The 24,496-nt window shown below is 63.5% G+C and carries 20 protein-coding genes, 1 tRNA gene and 1 riboswitch; of the genes, 10 read left to right on the top strand and 11 right to left on the bottom strand.

Features of this window, described 5'->3' with window-relative positions:
• Window positions 1–154 precede the first annotated feature (154 nt).
• On the top strand, window positions 155–1,309 hold the full coding sequence (locus NKI85_RS03830; protein ID WP_352776084.1) for a ceramide glucosyltransferase: 1,155 nt from the start codon (window positions 155–157) through the stop codon (window positions 1,307–1,309).
• Window positions 1,310–1,344: 35 nt separating this feature from the next.
• Here NKI85_RS03830 and NKI85_RS03825 read toward each other — a convergent pair whose 3' ends face one another.
• Entirely contained in the window at window positions 1,345–2,532 is a 1,188-nt protein-coding gene (locus tag NKI85_RS03825; protein ID WP_352526800.1) for an O-succinylhomoserine sulfhydrylase, read from the bottom strand.
• 55 nt (window positions 2,533–2,587) lie between these two features.
• Window positions 2,588–2,665, bottom strand: a riboswitch (SAM riboswitch).
• Window positions 2,666–2,810: 145 nt separating this feature from the next.
• Between NKI85_RS03825 and NKI85_RS03820 the strand changes: the two genes are divergently transcribed.
• Window positions 2,811–3,905: a 2'-deoxycytidine 5'-triphosphate deaminase gene (locus tag NKI85_RS03820; protein WP_352526801.1), complete on the top strand. Its 1,095-nt coding sequence runs from the start codon at window positions 2,811–2,813 to the stop codon at window positions 3,903–3,905.
• A 39-nt stretch (window positions 3,906–3,944) separates the two neighbouring features.
• Here the strand turns inward: NKI85_RS03820 and araD1 are convergent, their stop codons facing one another.
• The 4 genes from araD1 to chvE all read right to left on the bottom strand — a co-directional run bounded on the left by araD1 (window position 3,945) and on the right by chvE (window position 9,113).
• Complete coding sequence (gene araD1, locus NKI85_RS03815; RefSeq protein WP_352526802.1) at window positions 3,945–4,937, bottom strand: AraD1 family protein; 993 nt, start codon at window positions 4,935–4,937, stop codon at window positions 3,945–3,947.
• A gap of 190 nt (window positions 4,938–5,127) precedes the next feature.
• A complete protein-coding gene (gene mmsB, locus NKI85_RS03810) occupies window positions 5,128–6,420 on the bottom strand; it encodes a multiple monosaccharide ABC transporter permease (RefSeq protein WP_352526803.1) in 1,293 nt (430 codons plus the stop codon).
• Complete coding sequence (mmsA, locus tag NKI85_RS03805; RefSeq protein WP_352776082.1) at window positions 6,417–7,949, bottom strand: multiple monosaccharide ABC transporter ATP-binding protein; 1,533 nt, start codon at window positions 7,947–7,949, stop codon at window positions 6,417–6,419. The genes mmsB and mmsA overlap by 4 nt, the downstream gene beginning before the upstream one ends.
• A gap of 99 nt (window positions 7,950–8,048) precedes the next feature.
• Window positions 8,049–9,113 carry a multiple monosaccharide ABC transporter substrate-binding protein gene (chvE, locus tag NKI85_RS03800; protein WP_352526805.1) on the bottom strand — a complete coding sequence of 355 codons (1,065 nt, stop codon included), beginning with the start codon at window positions 9,111–9,113 and terminating at the stop codon, window positions 8,049–8,051.
• A gap of 317 nt (window positions 9,114–9,430) precedes the next feature.
• Here chvE and NKI85_RS03795 point away from each other — a divergent pair, with 317 nt between their 5' ends.
• Entirely contained in the window at window positions 9,431–10,420 is a 990-nt protein-coding gene (locus tag NKI85_RS03795; RefSeq protein WP_352526806.1) for a LysR family transcriptional regulator, read from the top strand.
• Window positions 10,421–10,737: 317 nt separating this feature from the next.
• Here NKI85_RS03795 and NKI85_RS03790 read toward each other — a convergent pair.
• A tRNA-Gly gene (locus NKI85_RS03790) sits at window positions 10,738–10,811 on the bottom strand.
• Between the two features lie 131 nt (window positions 10,812–10,942).
• Between NKI85_RS03790 and NKI85_RS03785 the strand changes: the two genes are divergently transcribed.
• Window positions 10,943–11,206, top strand: a complete 264-nt coding sequence (locus NKI85_RS03785; RefSeq protein WP_023677362.1) for a DUF6460 domain-containing protein — start codon at window positions 10,943–10,945, stop codon at window positions 11,204–11,206.
• Window positions 11,207–11,267: 61 nt separating this feature from the next.
• Here the strand turns inward: NKI85_RS03785 and NKI85_RS03780 are convergent, their stop codons facing one another.
• Entirely contained in the window at window positions 11,268–12,170 is a 903-nt protein-coding gene (locus tag NKI85_RS03780; protein ID WP_352526807.1) for a histone deacetylase family protein, read from the bottom strand.
• Between the two features lie 121 nt (window positions 12,171–12,291).
• Between NKI85_RS03780 and NKI85_RS03775 the strand changes: the two genes are divergently transcribed.
• On the top strand, window positions 12,292–13,644 hold the full coding sequence (locus NKI85_RS03775; RefSeq protein ID WP_352526808.1) for an MATE family efflux transporter: 1,353 nt from the start codon (window positions 12,292–12,294) through the stop codon (window positions 13,642–13,644).
• A 2-nt stretch (window positions 13,645–13,646) separates the two neighbouring features.
• On the opposite strand, the gene NKI85_RS03770 is transcribed toward NKI85_RS03775, so the two are convergent.
• Together NKI85_RS03770 and NKI85_RS03765 are read right to left on the bottom strand one after the other, a co-directional pair.
• The gene (locus NKI85_RS03770; protein ID WP_352526809.1) at window positions 13,647–14,723 is read right to left on the bottom strand and encodes a quinone-dependent dihydroorotate dehydrogenase; all 1,077 of its coding nucleotides are present in this window, start codon (window positions 14,721–14,723) and stop codon (window positions 13,647–13,649) included.
• Window positions 14,720–15,070, bottom strand: a complete 351-nt coding sequence (locus NKI85_RS03765) for a DUF952 domain-containing protein (protein WP_352776079.1) — start codon at window positions 15,068–15,070, stop codon at window positions 14,720–14,722. Before NKI85_RS03765 ends, NKI85_RS03770 begins: the two co-directional genes overlap by 4 nt.
• A 109-nt stretch (window positions 15,071–15,179) precedes the next feature.
• On the opposite strand from NKI85_RS03765, the gene NKI85_RS03760 reads away from it, so the two are divergent.
• A complete protein-coding gene (locus NKI85_RS03760) occupies window positions 15,180–15,611 on the top strand; it encodes a hypothetical protein (RefSeq protein ID WP_352526811.1) in 432 nt (143 codons plus the stop codon).
• A 109-nt stretch (window positions 15,612–15,720) separates the two neighbouring features.
• Window positions 15,721–16,374 carry a response regulator transcription factor gene (locus tag NKI85_RS03755; protein WP_502896013.1) on the top strand — a complete coding sequence of 218 codons (654 nt, stop codon included), beginning with the start codon at window positions 15,721–15,723 and terminating at the stop codon, window positions 16,372–16,374.
• A gap of 62 nt (window positions 16,375–16,436) precedes the next feature.
• On the opposite strand, the gene NKI85_RS03750 is transcribed toward NKI85_RS03755, so the two are convergent.
• Window positions 16,437–19,925 (bottom strand): hybrid sensor histidine kinase/response regulator, encoded by a 3,489-nt coding sequence (locus NKI85_RS03750; RefSeq protein WP_352526812.1) that lies wholly within the window; start codon window positions 19,923–19,925, stop codon window positions 16,437–16,439.
• A gap of 234 nt (window positions 19,926–20,159) precedes the next feature.
• Here NKI85_RS03750 and mscL point away from each other — a divergent pair, with 234 nt between their 5' ends.
• Together mscL and NKI85_RS03740 are read left to right on the top strand one after the other, a co-directional pair.
• Entirely contained in the window at window positions 20,160–20,582 is a 423-nt protein-coding gene (gene mscL, locus NKI85_RS03745) for a large conductance mechanosensitive channel protein MscL (RefSeq protein ID WP_352526813.1), read from the top strand.
• 112 nt (window positions 20,583–20,694) lie between these two features.
• A complete protein-coding gene (locus NKI85_RS03740) occupies window positions 20,695–21,861 on the top strand; it encodes a pyridoxal phosphate-dependent aminotransferase (protein ID WP_352526814.1) in 1,167 nt (388 codons plus the stop codon).
• 54 nt (window positions 21,862–21,915) lie between these two features.
• Here NKI85_RS03740 and hemA read toward each other — a convergent pair whose 3' ends face one another.
• A complete protein-coding gene (gene hemA, locus NKI85_RS03735) occupies window positions 21,916–23,193 on the bottom strand; it encodes a 5-aminolevulinate synthase (RefSeq protein ID WP_352526815.1) in 1,278 nt (425 codons plus the stop codon).
• Between the two features lie 265 nt (window positions 23,194–23,458).
• Between hemA and galE the strand changes: the two genes are divergently transcribed.
• A complete protein-coding gene (gene galE, locus NKI85_RS03730; RefSeq protein WP_352526816.1) occupies window positions 23,459–24,454 on the top strand; it encodes a UDP-glucose 4-epimerase GalE in 996 nt (331 codons plus the stop codon).
• Window positions 24,455–24,496 lie beyond the last annotated feature (42 nt).

Below are 24,496 nucleotides of genomic sequence, written 5' to 3'. Positions count from 1 at the left end.
TGCCCGATCTCAAGCGCAGGTGCCGAAAAACAATGTCATTTGAGTGACACACGACAATGATGGTGTGCAGGCTTGTGCCGGGCGACTCAGCGTTCTGTCGAATTGTTGAAAACGGCCGTCATGCGGCCGACATTTCTGGAGTGACCAGATATCGATGGAACCGACGTTCGCAGCCGCCCTCCTTTCCATAGCCCTCCTTCTTTCAAATCTCGCCAGCATCCTGTTAGCTTCGCTGAAGCTGAAGCGACCAGCCAGGATCGCACCGCCCGCCGCCAACGCGCCGCCGGTATCGATCGTCGTCCCGGCGCGCGGCGTCGAGCCGTTTGCCGATGAGACGCTGGAGCGCGCCTTCTCACTCGACTGGCCGCGCTACGAACTCATCTTCTGCGTCGCCCATGCCGACGACCCGGTGGTCAAGCCGATCACCGCCGCAATGGCGCGTTTTCCAGCTATACGCGCCCGGCTGCTTGTCGGCGACGACCGCATCAGCGGCAATCCGAAACTCAACAATTGCGTGAAGGGTTGGGAAGCAGCGCATTATCGCTGGGTCATCCTTGCCGATTCCAACGTGCTTATGCCGAGCGATTATGTCCAGCAGCTGATGGCGGCATGGCGGCCCGATACCGGCCTTGTCTGCTCGACGCCGATCGGCTCGCGACCGGACGGGTTTTGGGGGGAGGTCGAATGCGCCTTTCTCAACCCGCTGCAGGCGCGCTGGCAATATGCCGGCGAGGCGCTCGGTCTCGGCTTTGCCCAGGGCAAGAGCATGTTGTGGAACAAGCCGATGCTCGACGCCAATGGCGGCATCCGCGCGCTGGCCGCCGAGATCGCCGAGGACGCCGCCGCGACCAAGCTGGTGAACCGGCTCGGATTGCGCGTCAACCTTGTCGCCTCGCCCTTCGAACAGCCGCTCGCCCGGCGCACGTTGGGCGAGATCTGGTCCCGGCAGGCCCGCTGGGCACGCCTGCGCCGCGTCACCTTTGCGCTGTTCTTCGCCCCCGAGATCCTGATCGGCGCGGCGCCGCCGCTGGTGCTTGCGCTGATCGCGGCGGCGGATGCCGGCGTCAGCCTACCGGCCACCGCCATTGCCGTGCTGGTCGCGGCCTACCTGCCGGAATGCGCCCTGGCCTCAGCCAAGGGATGGCACCTGTCGCTGCGCACCATCCCGGCGATGATGGCGCGGGACGTGATGCTTCCCGCCATTTGGGCGCGCGGCTGGCTGAGCAGCGCCGTCGACTGGCGCGGCAACGTGATGACCATCCAAACCAAGGCCGTCGCGGAACTGGAAGAGACCCCGTCCGGCGCCTGAGGGCACGTCCCGCTCACCTCTGTTCGGTCAGCCCCTTATCCGGCAGCTCTCAGCGCTTGTTCGATATCTTCGAGCAGATCGTCGGTATCTTCCAGGCCGACGGAAAGCCTGAGCGTGCCCGGTCCGATGCCGAGCTCGGCGCGGGCCTCATCGGTCAAGTTCTTGTGCGTGGTCGTCGCGGGATGGGTGATCAGGCTCTTGGCGTCGCCGAGATTGTTGGAAATCAGCACGATGTCGAGCGCGTTCTGGAAGGCAAAGGCCGCCGGCTTGCCGCCCTTCACATCGAGGCAGATCAGCGTCGAGCCGCCCGACATCTGCTTCTTGACCACGGCCGCTTGCGGGTGGTCGGCGCGGCCGGGATAGATGACGCGGGCGATTTCCGGGCGCTCGGCGAGAAAGTCCGCGATCCGGCCGGCACTTTCCGTCTGCTGTCGCACACGCAGCGGCAGCGTCTCCAGGCCTTTCAGCAGGGTCCAGGCATTGAAGGGCGAGAGGCTGGGCCCGGTGTGGCGGAAATAGTCATGCAGATTCTCGTCGATCCATTTCTTGTCCGACAAGATAACGCCGCCAAGGCAGCGCCCTTGGCCGTCAATATGCTTCGTGGCCGAATAGACGACGATGTGGGCGCCGAGCTGCAAGGGTTTTTGCTGCAAGGGCGTGGCGAAGACATTGTCGACGATCAGCCTGGCGCCGATCGAGTTGGCAAGCGCCGCGACGGCGGCGATGTCGACCACCTCCAGCGTCGGATTGGTCGGGCTTTCCAGGAAGAACAGTTTGGTGTTGGGCTTGACCGCTTTTTCCCAATTGGCGATGTCGGTGCCGTCGACCAGCGTTGCCTCGATGCCGTATTTCGGCGCCAGCGTCTCGACCACCCAGCGGCAGGAGCCGAACAGTGCGCGCGCCGCCACGATATGGTCGCCCGCTTTGGCGCTGCACAGCAGTGCTGCCGTCACCGCCGCCATGCCGGACGCCGTGGCGCGCGCGTCCTCGGCGCCTTCCAGCGCGCACATGCGCTTTTCGAACATGTCGACCGTCGGATTGGCATAGCGCGAATAGATGAAGCCCGGCTCCTCGCCCTTGAAGCGGGCTTCCGCCGCTTGCGCCGTCTCGTAGACATAGCCTTGGGTGAGATACATCGCCTCGGAGGTCTCGCCGAAGCCGGAACGCAGCGTCCCGGCATGCACGAGTGCGGTCTGAGGCTTCCAGTCGCGCTTCTTGATCATTACCCTATCCAAACAACAAAAAACCGGTCGCGAAAGTCGCAACCGGTCCATACGGCCTTGCGGCCAGACGGTCCTTTAGCGACTTGTTTAACGTGGCTGCAAGCCGACCGGCCAAATCACCACGGGATAACGACCCTTTAGACCCGCACCGCGCTTGCGTCAATTGCCGGTATGATTAAGAGGGTTGTACCAAGCAGGTGCCGAAGGCATCCCACGGTTTGTGGCAAGGACCTGCGACAGAACAAGACCTCGCCCGGCGTTCGAGCGGAGCCAGACCCTTGCGGCAGACAGGCATTCTTCCCGATCAGAATATTTCCGCGCTGTTCCAGTCGGGCGCGCTGAAGTCGCCGCGCGCGCTCGATGCCGATCAGATCCAGCCGGCCAGCCTTGACCTGAGGCTCGGCGACAAGGCCTGGCGGGTGCGTGCTTCCTTCTTGCCCGGCCCGGACCACAGGGTTGTCGACAAGCTCGACCGGCTGAAGTTGCACGAGATCAACCTCGCCGAAGGTGCCGTGCTGGAAACCGGCTGCGTCTACATCGTGCCGCTGCTCGAAAGCCTGGCGCTGCCCCCGCATATTTCGGCTTCGGCTAACCCGAAGAGCTCGACCGGACGGCTCGACATCTTCACCCGGGTAATGACCGACCGTGGCCACGAGTTCGACAAGATCACCGCCGGCTACGAAGGTCCGCTCTATCTGGAGGTCAGCCCGCGCACCTTCCCGATCGTCGTGCGCACCGGCTCGCGGCTGTCGCAGATCAGGTTCCGCACCGGCAATGCGCTTTTGTCTGAAAGCGAGTTGCACGACTTGCATCGCGCCGAGATGCTGGTCGCCACCGAGCCGCCCAACATCTCAGGCGGCGGCATCGCGCTGTCGATCGACCTCGACGGCGACAAGGACGGGCTGGTCGGCTATCGCGGCAAGCACCACACTGGCCTCGTCGATGTCGACAAGCGCGCCGCGCAGGATGTCGTCGATTTCTGGGAGCCGCTCTATAAGAGCGGCGCCGGCGAGCTGGTGCTCGACCCGGATGAATTCTACATCCTGGTGTCGCGCGAGGCGGTGCATGTGCCGCCGCTCTACGCCGCCGAAATGACGCCGTTCGATCCGCTGGTCGGCGAATTCCGCGTCCACTATGCCGGCTTCTTCGATCCGGGTTTCGGTCATTCGGCGTCGGGCGGCACCGGCAGCCGGGCGGTGCTCGAGGTGCGCAGCCACGAAGTGCCGTTCATCCTCGACCACGGCCAGATCGTCGGACGGCTGGTCTACGAGCACATGCTGAAACGGCCGCAGGCGCTCTACGGCACCGATCTCGGCTCCAACTATCAGGCACAGGGCCTGAAGCTGTCCAAGCATTTCCGCGCCGCGCGCTGATCTTTCCCTTGCTTCCCTTGCTTGCGGGTTATGCCCGGTTCAAAGCGCCTTCACGGCGACCTTCACCGGCTGCTCGATTTCGAGCGGGTTGCGCAGCGGCAGACCGAAATCCTGCGCCTCGATCTCGAACACGTCGCCGGCCTCGGTCCTGATGCCGTCGGCGAAGGACAGCGTCGCCGTACCGAACATGTGCACATGGACGTCGCCCGGCTGGCGGAAGGCCGAGTATTTGAAGTGGTGATGCTCGAGATTGCTAATGGTGTGCGACATGTTCGCCTCGCCCGACAGGAACGGCTTTTCCCAAAGCAGCTTGCCGTCGCGCAGGATGCGTGAAGCGCCGCGGATGTCGGACGGCAGGTCGCCGATCAGGATTTCTGGCCCGAACGAGGCGTTGCGCAGCTTGGAATGGGCGAGGAAGAGGTAGTTCACGCGTTCGGTGACATGGTCGGAAAACTCGTTCGACAGCGTGAAGCCGACGCGGAACGGGGCGCCGTCGTCGCCGATTACATAGATGCCGGCGATTTCCGGCTCCTCGCCGGCATCCTGGGCGAAGGCGGGCGACATAAGCGCCGCGCCGGGCGCCACTGCCATGGTGCCGTTACCCTTGTAGAACCATTCCGGCTGCACGCCGGTTTGGCCTTTCGCCGGCTTGCCACCTTCCAGGCCCATGCGGAACATCTTCATGGAATCGGTCAGTTGTTCCTCGCCGTCCGTGCTGAGCTTCTTGTGCATTGAATCGCGGGTCGCGGCGGAGCCGAGATGCGTCAGCCCGGTGCCGGTGAGATGGAGATGCGCGGGATCGGGATGGTTGATCGGCGACAGCAGCCGCCCTTTCTTGTAGGCGGCGTCGAGATCGACGGTTTCGCCAAAGCCCTTGCGCTCGATCAGGGCGACGAGCCCGCTGCCGGTGCGGGCGGCTTCCATCGCCAGCGAATAGACGCTGCGCGCGCCGTTGATGACGCGGGTCTTGCCGCCGTTGCGGGCAACGACGCGGATCGTCTCGGCGTCGTCGAGGATCTGTGAGATCAGCATGGTAACCCTCTCTGAATTGCGGGCCTGGTCTGCCTTCCTTGGCAAACCCTACCCTGCGCGGCTCGGACCCTGTCCGCGCCTCGGTTGAAATTCTTCGTCCGGATTGCGCTCGCGGATCAGGTCCCTCGGGGGACTTCTTTGCGCCGCCCGGCAGCGCCGCGATGTGACCCGTATGCCTCCTGGTTGCCTCTCAAGCCTTGTTCTTGTTGTAGACGTCGAAGACGACAGCGCCGAGCAGCACCAGGCCTTTGACCACCTGCTGCCAGTCGACATTGACGCCCATGATCGACATGCCGTTGTTCATGACACCCATGATGAAACCGCCGACCACCGCGCCGATGACCTGGCCGACGCCGCCCATCGCCGAAGCGCCACCAATGAACACCGCGGCGATGACGTCGAGCTCGCTGCCGAGGCCCGCCGCCGGCACAGCCTGCCCCAGGCGCGCCGCGATAATCAGGCCGCCGAGTGCCGACAGCACGCCCATATTGATGAACACCATCAACGTCAGCCGTTCGGTCTTGATGCCCGATAGCTGCGCTGCCTTGGCATTGCCGCCCATCGCATAGATGCGGCGGCCGATCGTCATGCGTTTGGTAACGAAGACGAACAACGCGATCAGCACGCCCATCACCATGAGAACGATTGGCAGGCCTCTGTAGGTGGCGAACTGGTAGACCAGAAACAGCGCCAGCGCGCTGGTCACCAGGGTCTTGACGACGAACAGCGAGAAGGGTTCGGCTTCGTAGCCATGCCGCTCGCGGCTGCGCCGCGCCCTGAGCCCGAAATAGGCGTAGGCGAGCACGGCGACGAGGCCGATCAAGATCGTCGTCATGTGCAGCGTCAGGCCGCTGCCGACAATGGTTTTGCCGGCGGCGTTCACCGTCGGTGGTATCAGCGTCAATGGGCCGATCACGTCCGGAATGAAGCCGGAACTGAGCGCCTTGAAGCCGACTGGAAGCGGCCCCACGGAAGACCCGCCACCCAGCAGCGCCTGGCAGATGCCGCGGAAGATCAGCATGCCCGCCAGCGTGACGATGAAGCTCGGTATTCGGTGATAGGCAATCCAGTAGCCTTGTGCCGCGCCGATTGCGCCGCCCACGATCAGGCAGATGATCGACACTACCAGCGGATTGCTCAAAGGGCCGAGCGGCCAGATGACCATCATCATCGCCGCCAGCGCGCCGATGAAGCCGGCGACGGAGCCGACGCTGAGATCGATATGGCCAGAGACGATCACCAAAAGCATGCCCAGTGCCATCACGATGATGAAGCTGTTCTGCTGCACCAGGTTGCTCAGGTTCACCGGCTTGAACAGCGTTCCGGACGTCGTGAACTGGAAGAACACCATGATGGCTATCAGCGCCAGGATCAGGCCGTATTCGCGCAGATTGGTGACCAGCGCCGAGACGGCAATGCGAGGTGTCTGTTGTAGGTCCTGGGCGACGCCGCTCTGCGGCCCGGGAGCGCTTTCAGTGCTCATGATGCTTTTCCTTCTCCGCGGACGATGGCGCGCATGATCTTTTCCTGACTTGCGTCGGCCGCGGCCATTTCTCCCACGATGCGCCCTTCATTCATGACGTAGATGCGGTCGGTGATGCCGAGCAGTTCGGGCATTTCCGACGAGATGACGATGATCGCCTTACCCTCGGAGGCGAGACGCGCGATGATCGTATAGATTTCATACTTGGCGCCGACATCGATGCCGCGCGTCGGCTCGTCGAGGATCAGTACTTCCGGATTGGCGAACAGCCATTTCGACAGCACCACCTTCTGCTGGTTGCCGCCAGAAAGATTGCCGGTCATCTGGTAGACGCTCGAGGCCCGGATATTGGTCCTGCCGCGATAATCATTGGCGACCGAAAGCTCGCGCAAATCGTCGATCACGCCATGGCGCGACACGCCGGGCAGGTTGGCGAGCGTGATGTTGTGCTTGATATGATCGATCAGGTTGAGCCCGTAGGTCTTGCGGTCCTCGGTAACGTAGGCGATGCCGTGTTCCACCGCCTTGCTCACCGAGGAGACATCGATCGGCTTGCCGTTAAGGAACACCTCGCCGGTGATGCGGCGGCCATAGGACCGGCCGAACAGGCTCATGGCAAACTCGGTCCGGCCGGCGCCCATGAGCCCGGCAATGCCGACCACCTCGCCCTTCCGAACGTTGAGGTTGATGCCCTTGATGACCTGCCGCTCGGCATGGATGGGGTGGTAGACCGACCAGTTCTTCACTTCAAGCACGGTCTCGCCGATCTTCGGCTCGCGCGGCGGATAGCGGTCGTCGAGCGAGCGGCCGACCATCGAGGTGATGATGCGGTCCTCCGAGATGTCCTTCTTGGCCAGCGTCTCGATGGTCCGCCCGTCGCGGATGATGGTGACTTTGTCGGCGACCCGGTTCACCTCGTTGAGCTTGTGCGAGATCAGGATCGAAGTGATGCCCTGCCGCTTGAATTCGAGCAGCAGATCGAGCAGCGCCTGGCTGTCCTTTTCGGACAGGCTCGCCGTCGGCTCGTCGAGAATGAGCAACTTCACTTCCTTGCTGAGCGCCTTGGCGATCTCGACCAGCTGCTGCTTGCCGACGCCGATATTGGTGATCAGCGTGTTGGGGTCTTCCTTGAGGCCGACCTTCTTGAGCAGGGCGCTGGTGCGCGTCTCGCTGGCGTTCCAGTCGATGACGCCGTATCTGGCCTGCTCGTTGCCGAGAAAGATGTTTTCGGCGATTGACAGCATCGGCACCAGCGCAAGCTCCTGGTGGATGATGACGATGCCCTTGCGCTCGCTGTCATGGATGCCTTTGAAATGGCACTCATCGCCGCGATAAATGATCTGGCCGTCATAGGTGCCGGACGGATACACGCCCGACAGCACCTTCATCAGCGTCGACTTGCCGGCGCCGTTCTCGCCGACCACGGCATGGATCTCGCCTTCCTCGACCATCAGCTTGACATTCGACAGCGCCTTGACGCCGGGAAACGTCTTGGTGATGTCGCGCATCTCCAAAATCGTCGATGCCATTGAGAATACCACTCCTGCGAGGTCCGCAAACAATACCGGGCTGGCTCGCCAACGAAAAGGGGCCCTGCCTGCGCAGGACCCCAGGCTTTGTAACCGCGATTACTTCAGTTCTTCGGCCTTGATGTAGCCGGAGTCGACCACCAGTGCCTGGTAGTTCGACTTGTCGACCTCATGCGGCGTCAGCAGGATCGAGGGAACGACCTTGACGTCGTTGTTGTAGGTCTTGGTGTCGAGGCCTTCCGGCTTGCCGCCCGAGAGCACCTTGTCGACGAGCTCGACCGTCGACTTGGCGAGTTCGCGGGTGTCCTTGAACACGGTCGAGTACTGTTCGCCGGCGATGATCGCCTTGACCGAAGCGGTCTCGGCGTCCTGGCCGGTGACAACAGGCCATGGCTGATCGGCAGTGCCGTAACCGACGGCGCGCAAGGAGGCGATGATGCCGCGCGACAGGCCGTCATAGGGCGAGAGCACGCCATCGACGCGGCTGCCGTCCGAGTAGTTGGCGGAGAGCAGATTGTCCATGCGGGCCTGGGCCGTCGCCGCCAGCCAGCGCAGCGTGCCGACCTTGTCCATGCCCATCTGGCCGGACTTCACGACGAGGGTCTTGTCGTCGATCAGCGGCTGGAGAACCGACATGGCGCCGTTATAGAAGAAGAAGGCATTGTTGTCGTCCGGCGAACCGCCGAACAGCTCGATGTTGAACGGACCCTTCTTCTCGGGATAGCCGAGGCCCTTGAGCAGCGATTTGGCCTGAATGACGCCGACGCCGAAATTGTCGAATGTGGTGTAGTAGTCGACATTCCCGGTCTTCTTGATCAGGCGGTCATAGGCGACGACGACGACGCCGGCGTCAGCCGCCTTCTGCAGTGCGTCCGACAAGGTCGTGCCGTCGATCGAGGCGATGATCAGCGCCTTCGGGCCCTTGGTGATTTCGTTTTCCAGCTGGCTGAGCTGGTTTGGAATGTCGTCCTGCGCGTATTGCAGGTCGACGGTGTAGCCGAGAGCCTCGAGCTGGGACTTGACGGCGTCGCCGTCATTGATCCAGCGCTGCGAGGTCTTGGTCGGCATCAGCACGCCGACCAGACCTTCGCCTGCCTGCGCAGGCAGCGTCATGGCCGCGATGCCAAGGGCCGCCACGGCGGCCAGTGTCTTGATGATCTTCACATTAACTCTCCCTGGTTGATGGACGCGTACCCTTGGGTTTCGTGGGCCGCGCAATCGTGCAGGAGCGCCAAACGCGCCGCTGCCGTCAATCGATCTCCGGTATCCTCCCAATCGGCCCCGAAACTCTGGTTTCAATCGACACGAGTTTTCCCCCGTCACCGATCGTCAAGTCTCAGGACGCGCGAAGGGTGTGTCGCTTTGCCATAACTGTCAAATGCGATCTTTGATGGTTGCTATATCGAAACTGATATGGCTAAAGCTAGTGGCGACGCTGCCGGATGACTGGTCGGGCGCGGGGTGTGGGAATAAGGAAAATCATGGCAGCGCTGCGAAATCCTGCTGCAATCTCAGCTGGTTACGATGAGGTACCGGGAGAGGGCGGAACCCTGCTGCGCAGCGGCTTGAGCCTGCGCCACATGCGCATGATCGCAGCCCTCGACGAGCACGGCCGGGTGAGCGCCGCGGCCCAGGTCATGAACATCTCGCAGCCGGCCGCTTCGCGCATGATCGCCGAGATGGAGGCGGTGCTCGACGTCAAGCTCTGCGAAAGGCTGCCGCGCGGAATCACGCTGACGCCCTATGGCAAGGCGCTGGCACGGCGTGCGCGGTCGATCCTGCTCGAGATGCGCGAGGTCGATCGCGAGATATTCGAGCTCAAGGCGGGCAAGGGCGGTTCGGTGTTCCTGGGTGCCGTCACGGCGCCGGCAATCGAGCTGGCGGTGCCGGCCATCCGCGAGATCCGCCGCCTCTATCCGCGCATCGAGATCACCATGCAGGTCGAGACCTCGAACGTGCTGGCACGCGAGCTGATCGCCTCCCGCCACGATTTCATCATCGCCCGTATCCCCGACGACCTCAATCCGCGGCTGTTCGAAGCCCGTGTCATCGGCGTCGAAAAGGCCTGCCTGATCGTGCGCCGCAGCCACCCGCTGACCAAAGGCAAGGCGGTGCGGCTGGAGGAGACCGCCGCCTATGACTGGGTGTTCCAGTCGGGCGGCTCGCCGCTGCGCCAGGCGATGGAAAGCAACTTTTTGAACCGCAACATCGCGCTGCCGGATCGCATCCTCAACACCAGTTCGCTGCTGTTGACGCTCGTGATGGTCGCGCAATCCGACGCGATCGCGCCGGTGTCGATCCAGGTCGCGAAATTCATCCAGAACCCGGAAGGACTGGCCGGCGCCATCGACGTCGTCCAGACCGAGTTCGACATCGAGGTCAGGCCCTACAGCCTAATCACGGTGAAGAACCGCGCGCTGTCGCCGGCCGCCAAGATGCTGCACGATTTTATTCTGCGAGAGGTGGGCTAGGCGAGGCGCTGCAGGGAGATTGCGCCTGCCAGACCCCTAAGACATGACCAGAAAGGCCCGCCAGCATGGAACACCGATGCACGTCGGCAACTGCCCGAGTGATGCTCGAAAAAAGCCCGCCAGCAGAAGCCAGCGGGCCAAAGGGTAGACATTCCGGTTGGGGTCATTTCAAGCCCCGCCGACTTCAATGTGGGATATTCCATAAGCTGGCACATCGTCCGAACAGATGAAGGCCGGCAAACCGCGGACAACATGGGCTGTAAAACCGCTGGTTTTCAGCGCTCACCAAATCAGGCGCAAAGCCTCGTGGCACAAGCTGGAGCGGGTAGCGGGAATCGAACCCGCGCGTTCAGCTTGGGAAGCTGACAAGCTACCATTACATCATACCCGCGCTGTTCCTCCGATATCATGGCCCGACGCCGATGCGCAATCCGATTTGAGGAGGCGCCTTGATGCAGCGCGGCCAACTGCGTATTTCTGGGCATGTGCCCGAATCGTGGCACCCGACTGTGGAGACAGGCCTTGTCCGCACTGAACCGCTTTCTCGGCGATACGCCGCTCCGGGTGATCCTGAAGCTGCTCGTCGTGTCGTTCCTCGTCGGCCTCGTCATGAACGCCTTCGGCTGGTCGCCGATGGATGTGCTCTACGGCATCCGCAAATTCTTCATCGACCTGTGGAACCTCGGCTTCCACGCCATCGACCGCTTCCTCGGCTATATCCTGCTTGGTGCTGCGATCGTCGTGCCGGCCTTCATCCTGCTCAGGATCGCCAACTACCGGAAGTAGAGCATGATCCCGAAAAGTGGGAACCGGTTTTCGGAAAAGATCATGCTCAAACAAAAAGGCTTCACGCGTAGCCAGCAGCCACCTCGAACAGGATGGCGTGGCGCGCCGCCAGTGCTGCGACATCCGTCGAATAGCCGCCGCCGATGACGCCGCAAACCGGGACGCCGAGCGTGCGGAAATGGCGGATCACCATATCGTCGCGGGCGCGCAGCCCGTCATCCGTGAGCGACAGCCTGCCGAGCCGGTCCTCGACATGGACGTCGACGCCGGCATTGTAGAAGACGAGGTCCCAGCGCCTTCGCCCCGACAGCTCCGGCAGGATGGCGCCCAGCCGCTCCAGATAGGCTGCATCGCCGGTGTCGTCGGGCAGGGCAATGTCGAGGTTGGAGGCGATCTTGCGCACTGGGTAGTTGCGGTCGCCATGCATGGAGAAGGTCAATACGCGCGGCTCGTCGCCCAGAATGTCGGCCGTGCCGTCGCCCTGATGCACGTCGAGGTCGACAACCAGGATGTTTTGGACAGCACCTTCGGCGAGCAGCACCAGCGAGGCAACGACCACGTCGTTGAAGGTGCAGAAGCCGGCGCCTTGCGCGCGCCGCGCATGATGACTGCCGCCGGCCGTGTTGCAGGCGATGCCCTTCAGCAAGGCCAGCCGCGCCGCCAGCACCGTGCCGGCCGTGGCGAGCTGCGCCCTCAGCGAAACCCGCGGTCCTATGGGAAAGCCGATCTCGCGCTCGATCTTTGCCGGCACTTCGCAGGCAAGCACCTGGTCGACATAGTCGGCCGCATGGGCAAGCTTCAGCCAGGACCCCAGCGCCGGTTCGGGCACGTTGAGGGCGTCCGGCCGCGCCAGACCGCGTGCGCTCAAGGCTTCCATCAGCAGCGGATATTTGCTCATCGGGAAGCGGTGGTTGACGGCGAAACCGGCGTCGTAGTCGGGATGATGAACGATCTGCAAGGGCATGGGACGGCCGGTGCGCCGGAGGCGGGTTTCGGTTGACCATACGTGGTGGATGGTTGCGTGAGGTCCGGAAATTGCGGCACATCGGCTAGCCGATCAAGTCGCAACAGGGAGCAACACGCGTTTGGAGCAGGCTTTACCCACCAAAGCCCACGTCACCGAAGCCAGGGCCTTCGTCGTCACCAACCGCTCGGTGCTCGCCATCGCCGTGCCGATGACGCTTGCCTATCTGACGACGCCGCTGCTGGGTCTGGTCGACACGGCGGTGGTCGGGCAGTTCGGCGACGCCGCCCTTCTCGGCGGCCTGGCGGCCGGCGCCCTGATATTCGATGTCGTCTTCACGACCTTCAACTTCCTGCGCTCCGGCACCACCGGCCTCGTCGCCCAGGCCTTCGGGCGCGGCGATGCACTGGAGGAGCAGGCGGTGTTCTGGCGCGCCGTGCTGATCGCGGTCGTCGCCGGCATCGTGCTTGCCGCACTTGCGCCCCTGGTTTCCACTGCCGGGCAATGGTTCATAGGCGCCGAACCGCGCGTTAGCGCCGCGATGGACGTCTATATCCGCATCAGGATGCTCGCAGCACCGTTCTCGCTGATCAACTACGCCATCCTCGGCTACGTGCTCGGGCGCGGCGAGGGCGGGCTCGGGCTGATGCTGCAACTGGTGCTCAACAGCATCAATATCGCGCTCTGCTTCCTGCTTGGCCTGAAGCTCGGCTGGGGCGTTGCCGGCGTCGCCTGGGCGACGCTCACCGGCGAATTCGTCGCCATGCTGCTTGGTCTTGCCATCGTCGGCCGGCGCTTCTGGGCGGCGCCCAGGCTGGCGCGCCATCGCGTGCTCGATCTGCCGGCATTCCTGCGCATGATGTCGCTCAATCGCGATATCATGATCCGCTCCTTTTCGCTGCTCGCCGCTTTTGCGCTGTTCACGCGCCAGGGCGCGCAGTTCGGCACGCTGACGCTGGCCGCCAACGCCGTGCTGATGAACCTCTTCCTGGTTGCCGGCTATTTCCTCGATGGTTTCGCCACCGCTGCCGAACAGCTCGCCGGGCGCGCCATCGGCGCCCGTGCTGCCGTGGCGTTTGACCAAGCGGTGCGGCTGACGCTGCTCTGGGGGCTCGGCCTGGCAGGCGTGGCGACGCTTGTGTTCCTGCTGGAAGGCACCGATCTGATCGCCCTGATCACGACGTCAACAGACGTCCGCGCCATCGCCGACATCTACCTGCCTTGGGCGGCGTTCACCGCGCTCAGCGGCGTGTTGGCCTTCGAGATGGACGGGGTGTTCATCGGCGCGACCTGGTCGAGCGACATGCGTAACATGATGCTGCTATCATTCCTGGCGTTCAGCGCCGCGCTGCTGATCCTGGCGCCGGCCTTCGGCAATCATGGCCTGTGGGCGGCGCTGCACGTGTTCCTGCTGGTGCGCGGCTTCAGCCTGCTCGCCATATTGCGGCTGCGGGTGCGCACGGCCTTTAGCTGATCCTAAAGCGGTTTCGCCGCCCATTGATCGAGGCGATTGTCGCGAAGCTCGCGCAGCGACTTCAGCCCTTGACTGTCCATGAAACGGACCATGCCGGAAAGAATACGGCCCGGCAGCGCAGGCCCGGCATAGATCATGCCGGTATAGAGCTGCACGAGATCGGCGCCGGCACGGATCTTTTCCAGTGCCGTCTCGGTGGAATCGACGCCGCCGACGCCGATGATGGCGGGGTCCGGGCCAAGCAGTTTTCGCATCCTTGCCAGCACCATGGTCGAGCGTTCGAACAAGGGTTTTCCCGAAAGTCCGCCCGCCTCGCCGGAAAGGCCAGCGCTGCGCAGGCCGGCTCGCGCAATCGTGGTGTTGGAGACGATGACGCCGTCAACTCGCTTGTCGGCGATCTCGGCGGCGATGTCTTCCAGTTCGGCCTCGACCAGGTCCGGCGCGATCTTGAGGAAGACGGCCGGTTTTGCGGATGCCACCGCACGCGCTGCCATGACACGCGACAGGAGTTCGCCGAGCTGCTCGCGCGCCTGCATGTTGCGCAGGCCCGGCGTGTTCGGCGAGGAGATATTGACCGTCAGATAGCTGGCGTATCGGGCAAACCGGGTCACGCCGCGTTCATAGTCGCCGATACGATCGGCGCTGTCCTTGTTGGCGCCGATGTTGACGCCGACGATGCCGGCGCGGCCCGTGCGGGCGGCAAGGCGCCTTTCGGCGGCGTCGTGGCCCTCATTGTTGAAGCCCAGCCGGTTGATCACCGCCTCGTCCGAAGTCACCCGGAAAATGCGCGGCTTCGGATTGCCGGCCTGCGGCAGCGGCGTGATCGTGCCGACCTCGGCGAAACCGAAGCCGAGGCCGAGCAGCGCGTCCGGCACTTCGGCATTCTTGTCGTAGCCGGCGGCCATGCCGAGCGGGTTCGGGAAATCGAGCCCGCAGACGCTGACTTTCAGCCTCTCGTCCTTTGGCGGACGACCGGAGACCGGCAGGCCGCATCTAAGCGCGGCAATCGACAGCCCATGCGCGGTTTCGGGATCGAGCGTGAACAGCAGTTTTTGGCCGATCCGTTCGAACGCGCTCATTCGGCCTCCAGCGCCGGGAATTCATGCCGGCCGTCGGCGCCGAGCGGCAATACATGCACCGAAACGACCGCCTCGAGATCGAGCGGGCCGTAGAGATGCGGGAACAAGGCGCCGCCCCGCGAGACCTCATATTTCAGCGCATCGCCGAGGCGCGCTCCATCGATGGCGACCAGGAGCAACCCGCTTTGGCCGGCGAAATGTTTGGCTGCCGTTTCCCGAACCTGCCCGGCGGTGGAAAAATGGATGAACCCATCGGCGACGTCGATCGGCGCGCCGGTGAAGCGGCCTTCTCTTTCAGCCTCGCGCCACAGCGCCTCGGGAACTATCTTGTAGATGATCTCGGACATGGTTGCGCTATAGTCCGAACAGACCATGCGGGGAAGGGCAGGCCAGAGTTCTTCCCCATTTCGGGCGCAAACTGTGATAGATTGCGCCGAATGGCTCATGGAGGAAAACATGCGTCTGCACCAAATCTTGATCCCCGCAGCACTGGTCTCGCTCGTCGCGGCATCGGCCTTTTCCGAGGAAACCGACCGCTACCGGCTGGAAAAGTCGGCCAATGGCTATGTCCGTATGGATACGCAGACCGGCGCCATGTCGCTCTGCGAGGAGCGTTCCGGCCAGCTCGTCTGCAAGATGGCGGCCGACGAGCGCGCCGCCTTCCAGGGCGAGGTCGACCGGCTGCAAAGTTCGGTGAAGGCGCTCGACGAGCGCGTCGCCAAGCTCGAAAATTCGCTTGCCGCCCGTTTCGAATCGACTTTGCCCAGCGAGGAGGATTTCAACAAGACGATGGGCTACATGGAGCGCTTCCTGCGCAGCTTCATGGATATCGTCAAGGACATGGACAAGGACGACGACGGCGCCAAGCTCAATTCGCAAAAGACCTGAGGACCTGGAATCGCCTACGGCATGCCGCTCGAAACAGCTGGCGTCGCCGCATAAGTTCAGGTCCCGTAAGGCGGAAATCGCCTATGGGATTCGGGGAGGAATACTACTGTTGGGCTACACATTCGTCATTGCCGACGATCACCCGCTTTTTCGCGGTGCATTGAGGGAGGCACTCGCCGGCATCGGCAATGTTGCCGCCATACACGAAGCCGGCGATTTCGAAAGCGCCAAGGCGCTGGTCCTGGCCAATGAGGATGTCGATCTGGTCCTGCTCGACCTGTCGATGCCGGGCGCAAGCGGTCTTTCCGGCCTGATCTCACTACGCGGCATCCATCCGGCGGTGCCGATGATGGTGGTCTCGGCGCATGACGATCCGGTGACGATCCGGCGTGCGCTCGACCTCGGCGCCTCTGGCTTCATCTCCAAATCGGCCAGTATGGAGGAGATCCGCAGTGCCGTGCAGTCGGTGCTTGCCGGCGATATCGCCGCGCCCACCGGCATCGATCTCGGCGTCGAGCGCGATCCCGAGATTTCCGACCTGATCAAGCGGCTGCAGGCGCTGACCCCGCAGCAGACGCGCGTGCTCGGCATGCTGGCGGAAGGGCTGCTCAACAAGCAGATCGCTTATGAGCTCGGCGTCTCCGAAGCGACAATCAAAGCGCATGTCTCGGCCATCCTGCAGAAGCTTGGCGTCGACAGCCGCACCCAGGCGGTGATCCTGCTGTCTAAGATCGGCAGCGACCCGGTTCAGGCGGCCGGATAGACTATGATCCCGGAAAGTGGGAACCGGTTTTCGGACAAGATCATGGTCAAAAAGAGTACTTCCTACTCGGCCGCCGGCGCCAGCGGCCTGACCCTGGCCATCATCGAGCGCAGCATCGCCGGTTTCAGCGGTTTGCTGATCACAGGCACGTCGAGCCTGCCGGCAGCGGCGCGAACCTCGCTGGAGCGGTCGGCGGTGACCAGCACGGCCGGCAGGTCCTCGCCATGGATCGCACGCAACTGGGCGATCAATTCGAGGCCGGTCTTGCCGTCGAGATGATAGTCGGCAAGCACGATGTCCGGCCGATGCATGCCGGAACTCTCGAGATCCTCCGAACCGGAAAGCGTGTCGACGCTGCAGCCCCAGCCCTCGAGCAGCAGCCGCATGCCGTCGAGAATGCGGGCGTCGTTGTCGATGCAGAGCACATTGAGCCCGGCAAGCGAGGCCGTGGCGCGGCCAGGCGCCTTCGCCTCGGCCTCGCGCCGCGGTGCCTGCGCGGCCGCCACCGGCAGCAGGACCGAAAAGCGCGTGCCCTTGCCGGGGTTGGAGAAGATCCGGATTTCGAGGCGCAGGACGCGAGCGATGCGGTCGACGATGGAGAGCCCCAGGCCAAGGCCTTCCGCCTCGCGCACACCCTCGTCGAGCCGGGTGAATTCGCGAAACACGGTGTTGAGCTTGTCGCCGGCAATGCCGATGCCGGTGTCGATCACCTGTATTTCGGCCAGTTCGCCGCGCCGCCGCACGCCGACCAGGATGCGACCATGGCGCGTGTACTTGATGGCGTTGGAGATCAGGTTCTGGATCAGGCGGCGCAGCAGATTGCGGTCCGTCATCACGCTGAGCGACGACGGCATGATCGAGAGTTCGAGCTTCTTTTCGGCAGCAAGCGGCCGGAAGTCGTTGCCGATCTGGCGCAGCAGCCCGTCGAGGCCGAAGCTCGTGTCGTCCGGCTTCATCGCGCCGGCATCGAGGCGCGAAATGTCGAGCACCGCGCCGAGGATCGTCTCGACCGATTCCAGCGACGATTCGATGTTCATCGCCGCCTTGCCGGCGGGTCCCTTGCCGGTCTTTTCGATCAGCGACGAGCAATAGAGGCGGGCGGCGTTCAGCGGCTGCAGGATGTCGTGGCCGGCGGCGGCAAGGAAGCGCGTCTTGCCGAGATTGGCCTCCTCGGCCAGCATCTGCGCCTGCGCCAGCTCCTCGTTGACGCGGGTGAGCTCGGCGGTGCGGTTCTTCACTCGCTGCTCCAGCGATTCATTGGCGCGCTTCAGCGCCAAATCCTGCTCGACGCGTCCGGAAATGTCGGCATAGGTGGCGACGATGCCGCCGTCCGGCATCGGATTGGAGCGCAATTCGAGGATGCGGCCGCTGGTCTTCAGTTCCATCTGCCACGGGCTGACGAAGCTGGTCAGGCGGTTGAGCATGGTGACGCGTTGGTCGGCCGGTATGTCGCCGCGCTCGGCGAGATGGCGCAGGATACGGTCGAGCGAGACGCCGACCTGGCCCATCTCGTCGGGCAGGTCGAACAGCGCCCGATATTGTCGGTTCCAGCAGATCAGGCGGAAATCCCTGTCGAAGACGGTGATGCCCTGTTCCATCTGGTCGAGCGCGATCTGCAGCAGGTCGCGATTGTGCTGCAGCGCCTCGGTGGCATCGTCGAGCAGGCGGAAGGCGTCCTTGGATTCGCGGTCGTTGCGGCGCAGCAGCAGCGACAGGATCAGCCGCGCTGAAGAGGAGCCGACGGCGCTGGCCAGAAGCTGCTCGGAGAAGCGGATGACATCCATGCTGGCCTGTTCGTTGCCGTGCAGTGAAGTGCCGCTGCTTTTCTCGAATGACTGGAAGGACCGCTCGGTGCGTTCGACACCGAGATAGCGCGCGATGGTGTCCTTGAGGTCGTTGACGGTAATGGTGGTGCGGAAGCGGCGCAGGCTCGGCAACGGCCCCGCCTCGCGCGGCACGAAGATCGATGCCTGGATGCGTTCCAGCGGCACCGACGCCCGCGACAGCGAGCCGAACACAAAAAACAGCGTGTTGATCGACAGGCTCCAAAGCACGCCATGGTTCAGTGGCTCGGCGACGGTGCCGAACAGAGCCTGCGGCCGCAACGCTTCGAAGCCGAACAGGCCGTGGACGAGGATGCCGGTATCCGGCGCGACGAGCGAGGGAAGCAGCAGCGTGTAGCTCCAGACGACGATGCCGGCGACCATGCCGAGCGCGGCTCCCCTTCCATTGGCGCCGCGCCAGATGAGCCCGCCGACCAATGCCGGCGCAAACTGCGCGATCGCCGCGAACGACATCAGGCCGATCGAGGACAGCCGCGCGTTGTTGGTGCTCTCGCGGTAGTAGAGGAAGGCGATGAACAGCATGATGAAGATCGCCGCCCGTCGCACATTGAGGATGAGCGTCGACCAGTCCTCGTTCTCGGAGGTCGTGGTCCGCAGCAGTCGCCGCACGAACAGCGGAATAATCAGATCGTTGGAGATCATGATCGACAGCGCGACGCTTTCGACGATCACCATTGCGGTCGCCGCCGACAGGCCGCCGATGAAGGCCGCCATGGCCAGCACGTCGTGGCCGCTGAACAGCGGCAGCGACAGAACGTAGAGGTCGCTGCTGGTTCTCGTGCCGACCAGCGTCAGGCCGGCCAGCGCGATCGGCAGCACGAACAGATTGATCGCTACCAGATAGAGCGGAAACACCCATGTCGCGGTGCGCAACTCGGCCTCGCTGCGGTTCTCGACGATGGTGACGTAGAACTGGCGCGGCAGCATGATGATGGCAAAGCCGCTCAGGCATGTCAGCACCAGCCAGGTGGCGAGCGAGGTGTTGTAGCCCATCGCCTGGCGCACCTGCGTGTTTTCGGCGAGCCGGTCGAACATATCGCCTGGCCCGCCGAAGATCAGAAACGTGACCATCAGGCCGATCGCCAGGAAGGCGGCGAGCTTGACCACGGTTTCGACCGCCACAGCAAGCACCAGCCCGTCCTGGTGCTCGGTGGCGTCGGCGTGACGCGTGCCGAACAGCACCGCAAACAGCGCCAGCAGCATGGCAACGACCAGCGAGATGTCGCTGACGAACGGATCGAACGACGGCGGCGAACCGGTATAGTGCTCGACCATCAGGCTGACCGAGCCGGAGATCGCCTTCAATTGCAGCGCGATATAGGGCACCGCGCCGATGGTGGCGATCAGCGTGGCGATCGCCGCGACAGCGAAGCTCTTGCCGTAACGGGCGCCGAGGAAGTCGGCGATCGAGGTGATCTTCTCGGTCTTGGCCAGCCTGACGATGCGCTGCAGCAGCGGAAAGCCGAACACGAACACCAGAACCGGGCCGATATAGATGCCGAGGAATTCGAGGCCGCGTTCGGAGGACAGCCCGACCGAGCCGAAGAAGGTCCAGGAGGTGCAGTAGATGGCGAGACTGAGCGCATAGATGAAGGGCCGGGCGCGGCCGGGCCCCGATGACGTCGAGCGCCGATCGCCCAGGCTGGCGATGGCAAACAGCAACGTCACATAGGCGATCGCGATGATGACGATGAACCAGCCCTGCACGGCTCGAACTTCCTCCCTGCGCCGACTTTTTCATCCGGCCCTGCAGACGCAATCACAGCTTGGCAATCAAGTCCATCGCCGCTTTCGGCGTATTATATCGGCTGCGTCGGGCAATCGTGACCGGCTGAAATCGGCTTTTGCTCCTGTCGCAACCGCAGGTTTTTGCTATTCTGCCCGCCGGTCGATGCCGAGGGCGTGGACGGCAGCACGGCCGGTCAGGACAAGGAGGGTCGAATGCTGAAAGAGTTTCAGGAATTCATTTCCAGGGGCAATGTGATGGACCTGGCCGTCGCCGTCATCATCGGCGCTGCCTTCAGCAAGATCGTCACCTCGCTGGTCGATGACATCATCATGCCGATTGTTGGCGCGATCTTCGGGGGGCTGGATTTCAACAACTACTTCATACCGCTGTCTTCTGCGGTGAATGCAACCTCGCTGGCTGATGCAAAGAAACAAGGCGCTGTCTTCGCCTATGGCAGCTTCATCACCGTGGCGCTGAACTTCCTTATCCTCGCCTTCATCATCTTCCTGATGATCAAGGCGGTGAACAATCTGCGCCAGCGGCTGGAGCGTGAAAAACCGGCTGCCCCGGCCGCTCCGCCGCCAGCCGACATCGCGCTGCTCACCGAAATTCGCGATCTCCTCGCCAGAAAATAGCGCCTGCGAGAAACTTTCTGGACCAAAACCCCGGTCGCTGGCGGCCGGGGTTTTCTGTTTTCGTCCGCCCTGAAACACGCTAGCAGTCGAGCAAACGAAAACGGACCTATCCATGACCCTGATCGATACCCTGCGCGCCGAAGCTCGGGCGGCGCCTGAAAGCGGCATTGTCGCCGTCATGAACCGCGGTCGCGGCCGCGACGGCATGATCCCACTCTGGGCCGGCGAGGGCGACCTGCCGACGCCTGCCTTCATCACCGATGCCGCCGCCAAGGCGATGGCTGGCGGTGAAACCTTCTACACCTGGCAGAGGGGCATTCCTGAACTCAGGCAAGCGCTCGCCCGCTACTACACCAGGCATTTCGGCAAGACTTTCGCCGACGAGGAATTCATCGTCACCGGCTCCGGCATGCATGCCATCCAGATGGCCATCGATGCGGTGGCCGGCAAGGGCGACGAACTCGTCTATCTGTCGCCGGCATGGCCGAATTTCGCCGCCGCCGCCGGGGTCGCGGGCGCCGTTCCAATCGCGGTCACGCTCGACCAGTCGGACAATGGCTGGTCTTGCGATGTCGACAAGATCGCAGCGGCGATAACGCCACGCACCAAGGCGCTGTTCGTCAACACGCCGTCCAACCCGACCGGCTGGACCGCCGACAAGGAGACGCTGCAGGCTATCCTCGACCTTGCCCGCGAAAGGGGCCTGTGGATCATCGCCGACGAGATCTATTCGCTGTTTCATTACGGCCACGGCCGCGCGCCCTCCTTCATCGACATCATGGCCGATGAGGACCGCATCCTGTTCGTCAATTCCTTTTCCAAGAACTGGGCGATGACCGGATGGCGCATCGGCTGGATCAAGATCCATCCCGCCTTGCAGCAGGTGTTCGAGAACCTGGTCCAGTATTCGACTTCCGGCGTTGCCCAGTTCATGCAGCGCGGCGCCGTCGTTGCCCTCGATGAGGGCGACGCCTTCATCGTCGAGCAGGTGGAGCGGGCGAGGGCGGCGCGCGACCTGGTCTGCGGCATTCTCGCCGAAACCGGCAGGGCGCGGTTCACCGTGCCGCAGGGCGCGTTCTACCTGTTCTTTGCTGTCGACGGCATCACCGATTCCCGCGCTGCCGCCTTCGACATGGTCGACCGCGCCAATGTCGGCCTGGCCCCCGGCACCGCCTTCGGCCCCGGCGGCGAATCCTTTCTCAGGCTATGCTTCCATCGCCGTCTCGACCAGCTCGAGGAAGCGGCACATAGGCTGGCGAAATGGATGAAGGCTGTCTGAGCGACTTCGCTCCGGCGACCGAATGGTTGTCTGAGCAGAGTTTCAAACGGGTTTTCACCCGCCCGACTTCGGCACCAGCAGCGGGATGACGCGGTCGCTCTTGGCCACCGAAGGCCGGCCGGCAGAAGCGTAGGGAATCCCCAACGCGTCCCACGTCTCGACCAGCGCGTCCTGCAGGGACGCGATCAGCGCGTCCGAATGGAACGGTGTCGGCGTGATGCGCAGCCGCTCGGTGCCGCGCGGCACCGTCGGGTAGTTGATCGGCTGGATATAGATGCCGTGTACGCCGAGCAGGCGGTCGCTGGCCATCTTGCAGAGCTCGGGATCGCCGACCAGCAGCGGCACGATGTGGGTAGGCGATTCCATCACCGGCAGGCCGGCCGCGCCAAGCACTTCCTTGGTCCGCGTCGCCTGACGCAACTGCGCGTCGCGCTCGGCCTGCGAGCGCTTGAGATGCCGGATCGAGGTGGTCGCCGCGGCGGCGACAGCCGGCGGCAGCGCCGTGGTGAAGATGAAGCCCGGCGCATAGGAGCGCACGGCGTCGATCACGGCACTGGTGCCGGTAATGTAGCCGCCAAGCGTGCCGAACGCCTTGGCCAGCGTGCCCTCGATGATATCGATGCGGTCGGCCAGCCCTTCGCGCTCGGTGATGCCGCCGCCGCGCGGCCCGTACATGCCGACGGCATGGACCTCGTCGATATAGGTCATGGCATTGTAACGCTCGGCGAGATCGACGATCTGCTTGATCGGCGCGATGTCGCCATCCATCGAATAGACGCTCTCGAAGACGATCAGCTTGGCACGCTCGCGGCCGGCCGCCTGCAGCAGGCTTTCGAGATGCGCGACGTCGTTATGGCGGAAGATCTTCTTCTCGGCGCCCGAGCGCCGCACGCCCTCGATCATCGAAGCGTGGTTAAGCTCGTCCGAGATGATCAGGCAATTGGGAAGCAGCTTCGCAATGGTCGAGATCGACGCCTCGTTGGAAACGAAGCCGGAAGTGAAGACCAGCGCGGCCTCCTTGTCGTGCAGGTCGGCAAGCTCCAGTTCGAGCTCGACCAGCGGGTTGCTGGTGCCGGAAATGTTGCGGGTGCCGCCGGCCCCCGACCCCATCTTGCCTGCCGCCTTCTGGAACGCGGCAATGACGTCGGGATGCTGGCCCATGCCGAGATAATCGTTGGAGCACCAGACGGTGATTTCTTCGGCGCGGCCATTGGCGCGCCAGATGGCGCGCGGGAATTTCCCCACGATACGCTCAAGGTCGGCGAAGACGCGGTAGCGACGCTCTGCATGGAGCTGGTCGATCGCTTCCTCGAAAAACCGCTGATAATTCATGTCGCCTTCCCAATTTTGCGCGGGATCATAGTCATTGGCCTATTCGGCGTCCACCGGGCCCTTTTGGTCAAAATGCCACGCCCCAAGCCTGTTCCTAACGACCACGGAACGTGGCCTATTCCCTCGATGTGGATCAATCTTGTTTCAGGACAATGCCACGCGCCAATGAGACTGGTTACCGCAGATTGTAATGGCCTGGCGGCAGGTTTTCCAGTACGGCGACGATTGAGACAGTTCCGATAAATCATGAATAGCGAGGATGCGGATGACGGTTTTGGTGACAGGCGGTGCCGGCTATATCGGCAGCCATATGGTCTGGGAGTTGCTGGACACAGGCGACAGCGTCGTCGTCCTCGACAGGCTTTCGACCGGCTTTGAATGGGCGGTGGCTCCGGAAGCAAAGCTCGTCGTCGGCGACGTCGCCGACAAGGAATTGGTCGCCTCGATCATTCGCGACAATAAGGTCGACGCGATCATCCATTTCGCCGGCTCGATCGTGGTCCCCGAATCGGTTGCCGATCCGCTCGCCTATTACGAGAACAACACCTGCAAGACGCGCACCCTGATCGAAACCGCGGTGCGCGAAGGCGTGCCTAATTTCATCTTTTCCTCGACCGCCGCGGTCTATGGCGGCGCCGGGTTGGAGCCAGTGCGCGAGGATGCCCGGCTTGCGCCGGAATCGCCCTACGGTCTGTCCAAGCTGATGAGCGAATGGATGCTGCGCGACGCGGCCATTGCCTATGGGCTGCGCTATACGGCGCTGCGCTATTTCAACGTCGCCGGCGCCGATCCAAAGGGCCGCACCGGCCAATCGACGCCGGGTGCCACGCATCTGATCAAGGTCGCCTGCGAGACGGCGCTCGGCAAGCGCCCCTTCATGCAGGTGTTCGGCACCGACTACCCGACGCCGGACGGCACCTGCATGCGCGACTATATCCATGTCAGCGACTTGGCGGCGGCGCATCGGCTGGCCCTGCAGCGGCTGCGCGCCGGCGGGCAAAGCCTGGTCGCCAATTGCGGCTACAGCCACGGCTATTCGGTGCTCGAGGTCATCGACAGCGTACGGCGCGTCTTCGGCCATGATTTCGAGGTGCGGATGGGCGAACGCCGTCCGGGCGACGCCGCGGCGGTGGTCGCCAATTCGGAGCTGGCGCGCGGCGAACTCGGCTGGACCCCGCAGCGCGACAACCTCGACCAGATCGTTGCCGATGCGCTTGCCTGGGAGCGCATCCTGACCAGCAAGAATTCGGCTCTGGGCTGAGCGCGGGCTCTCCGCAAGGGCTCGTCGGCCGCATGCAGAAGC

The sequence above is a fragment of the Mesorhizobium sp. M0571 genome (genome assembly GCF_040320985.1).
Taxonomy (GTDB): domain Bacteria; phylum Pseudomonadota; class Alphaproteobacteria; order Rhizobiales; family Rhizobiaceae; genus Mesorhizobium.
Note: the sequence above shows the minus strand (reverse complement) of the source record. Positions and strands in the feature narration are given on the sequence as shown.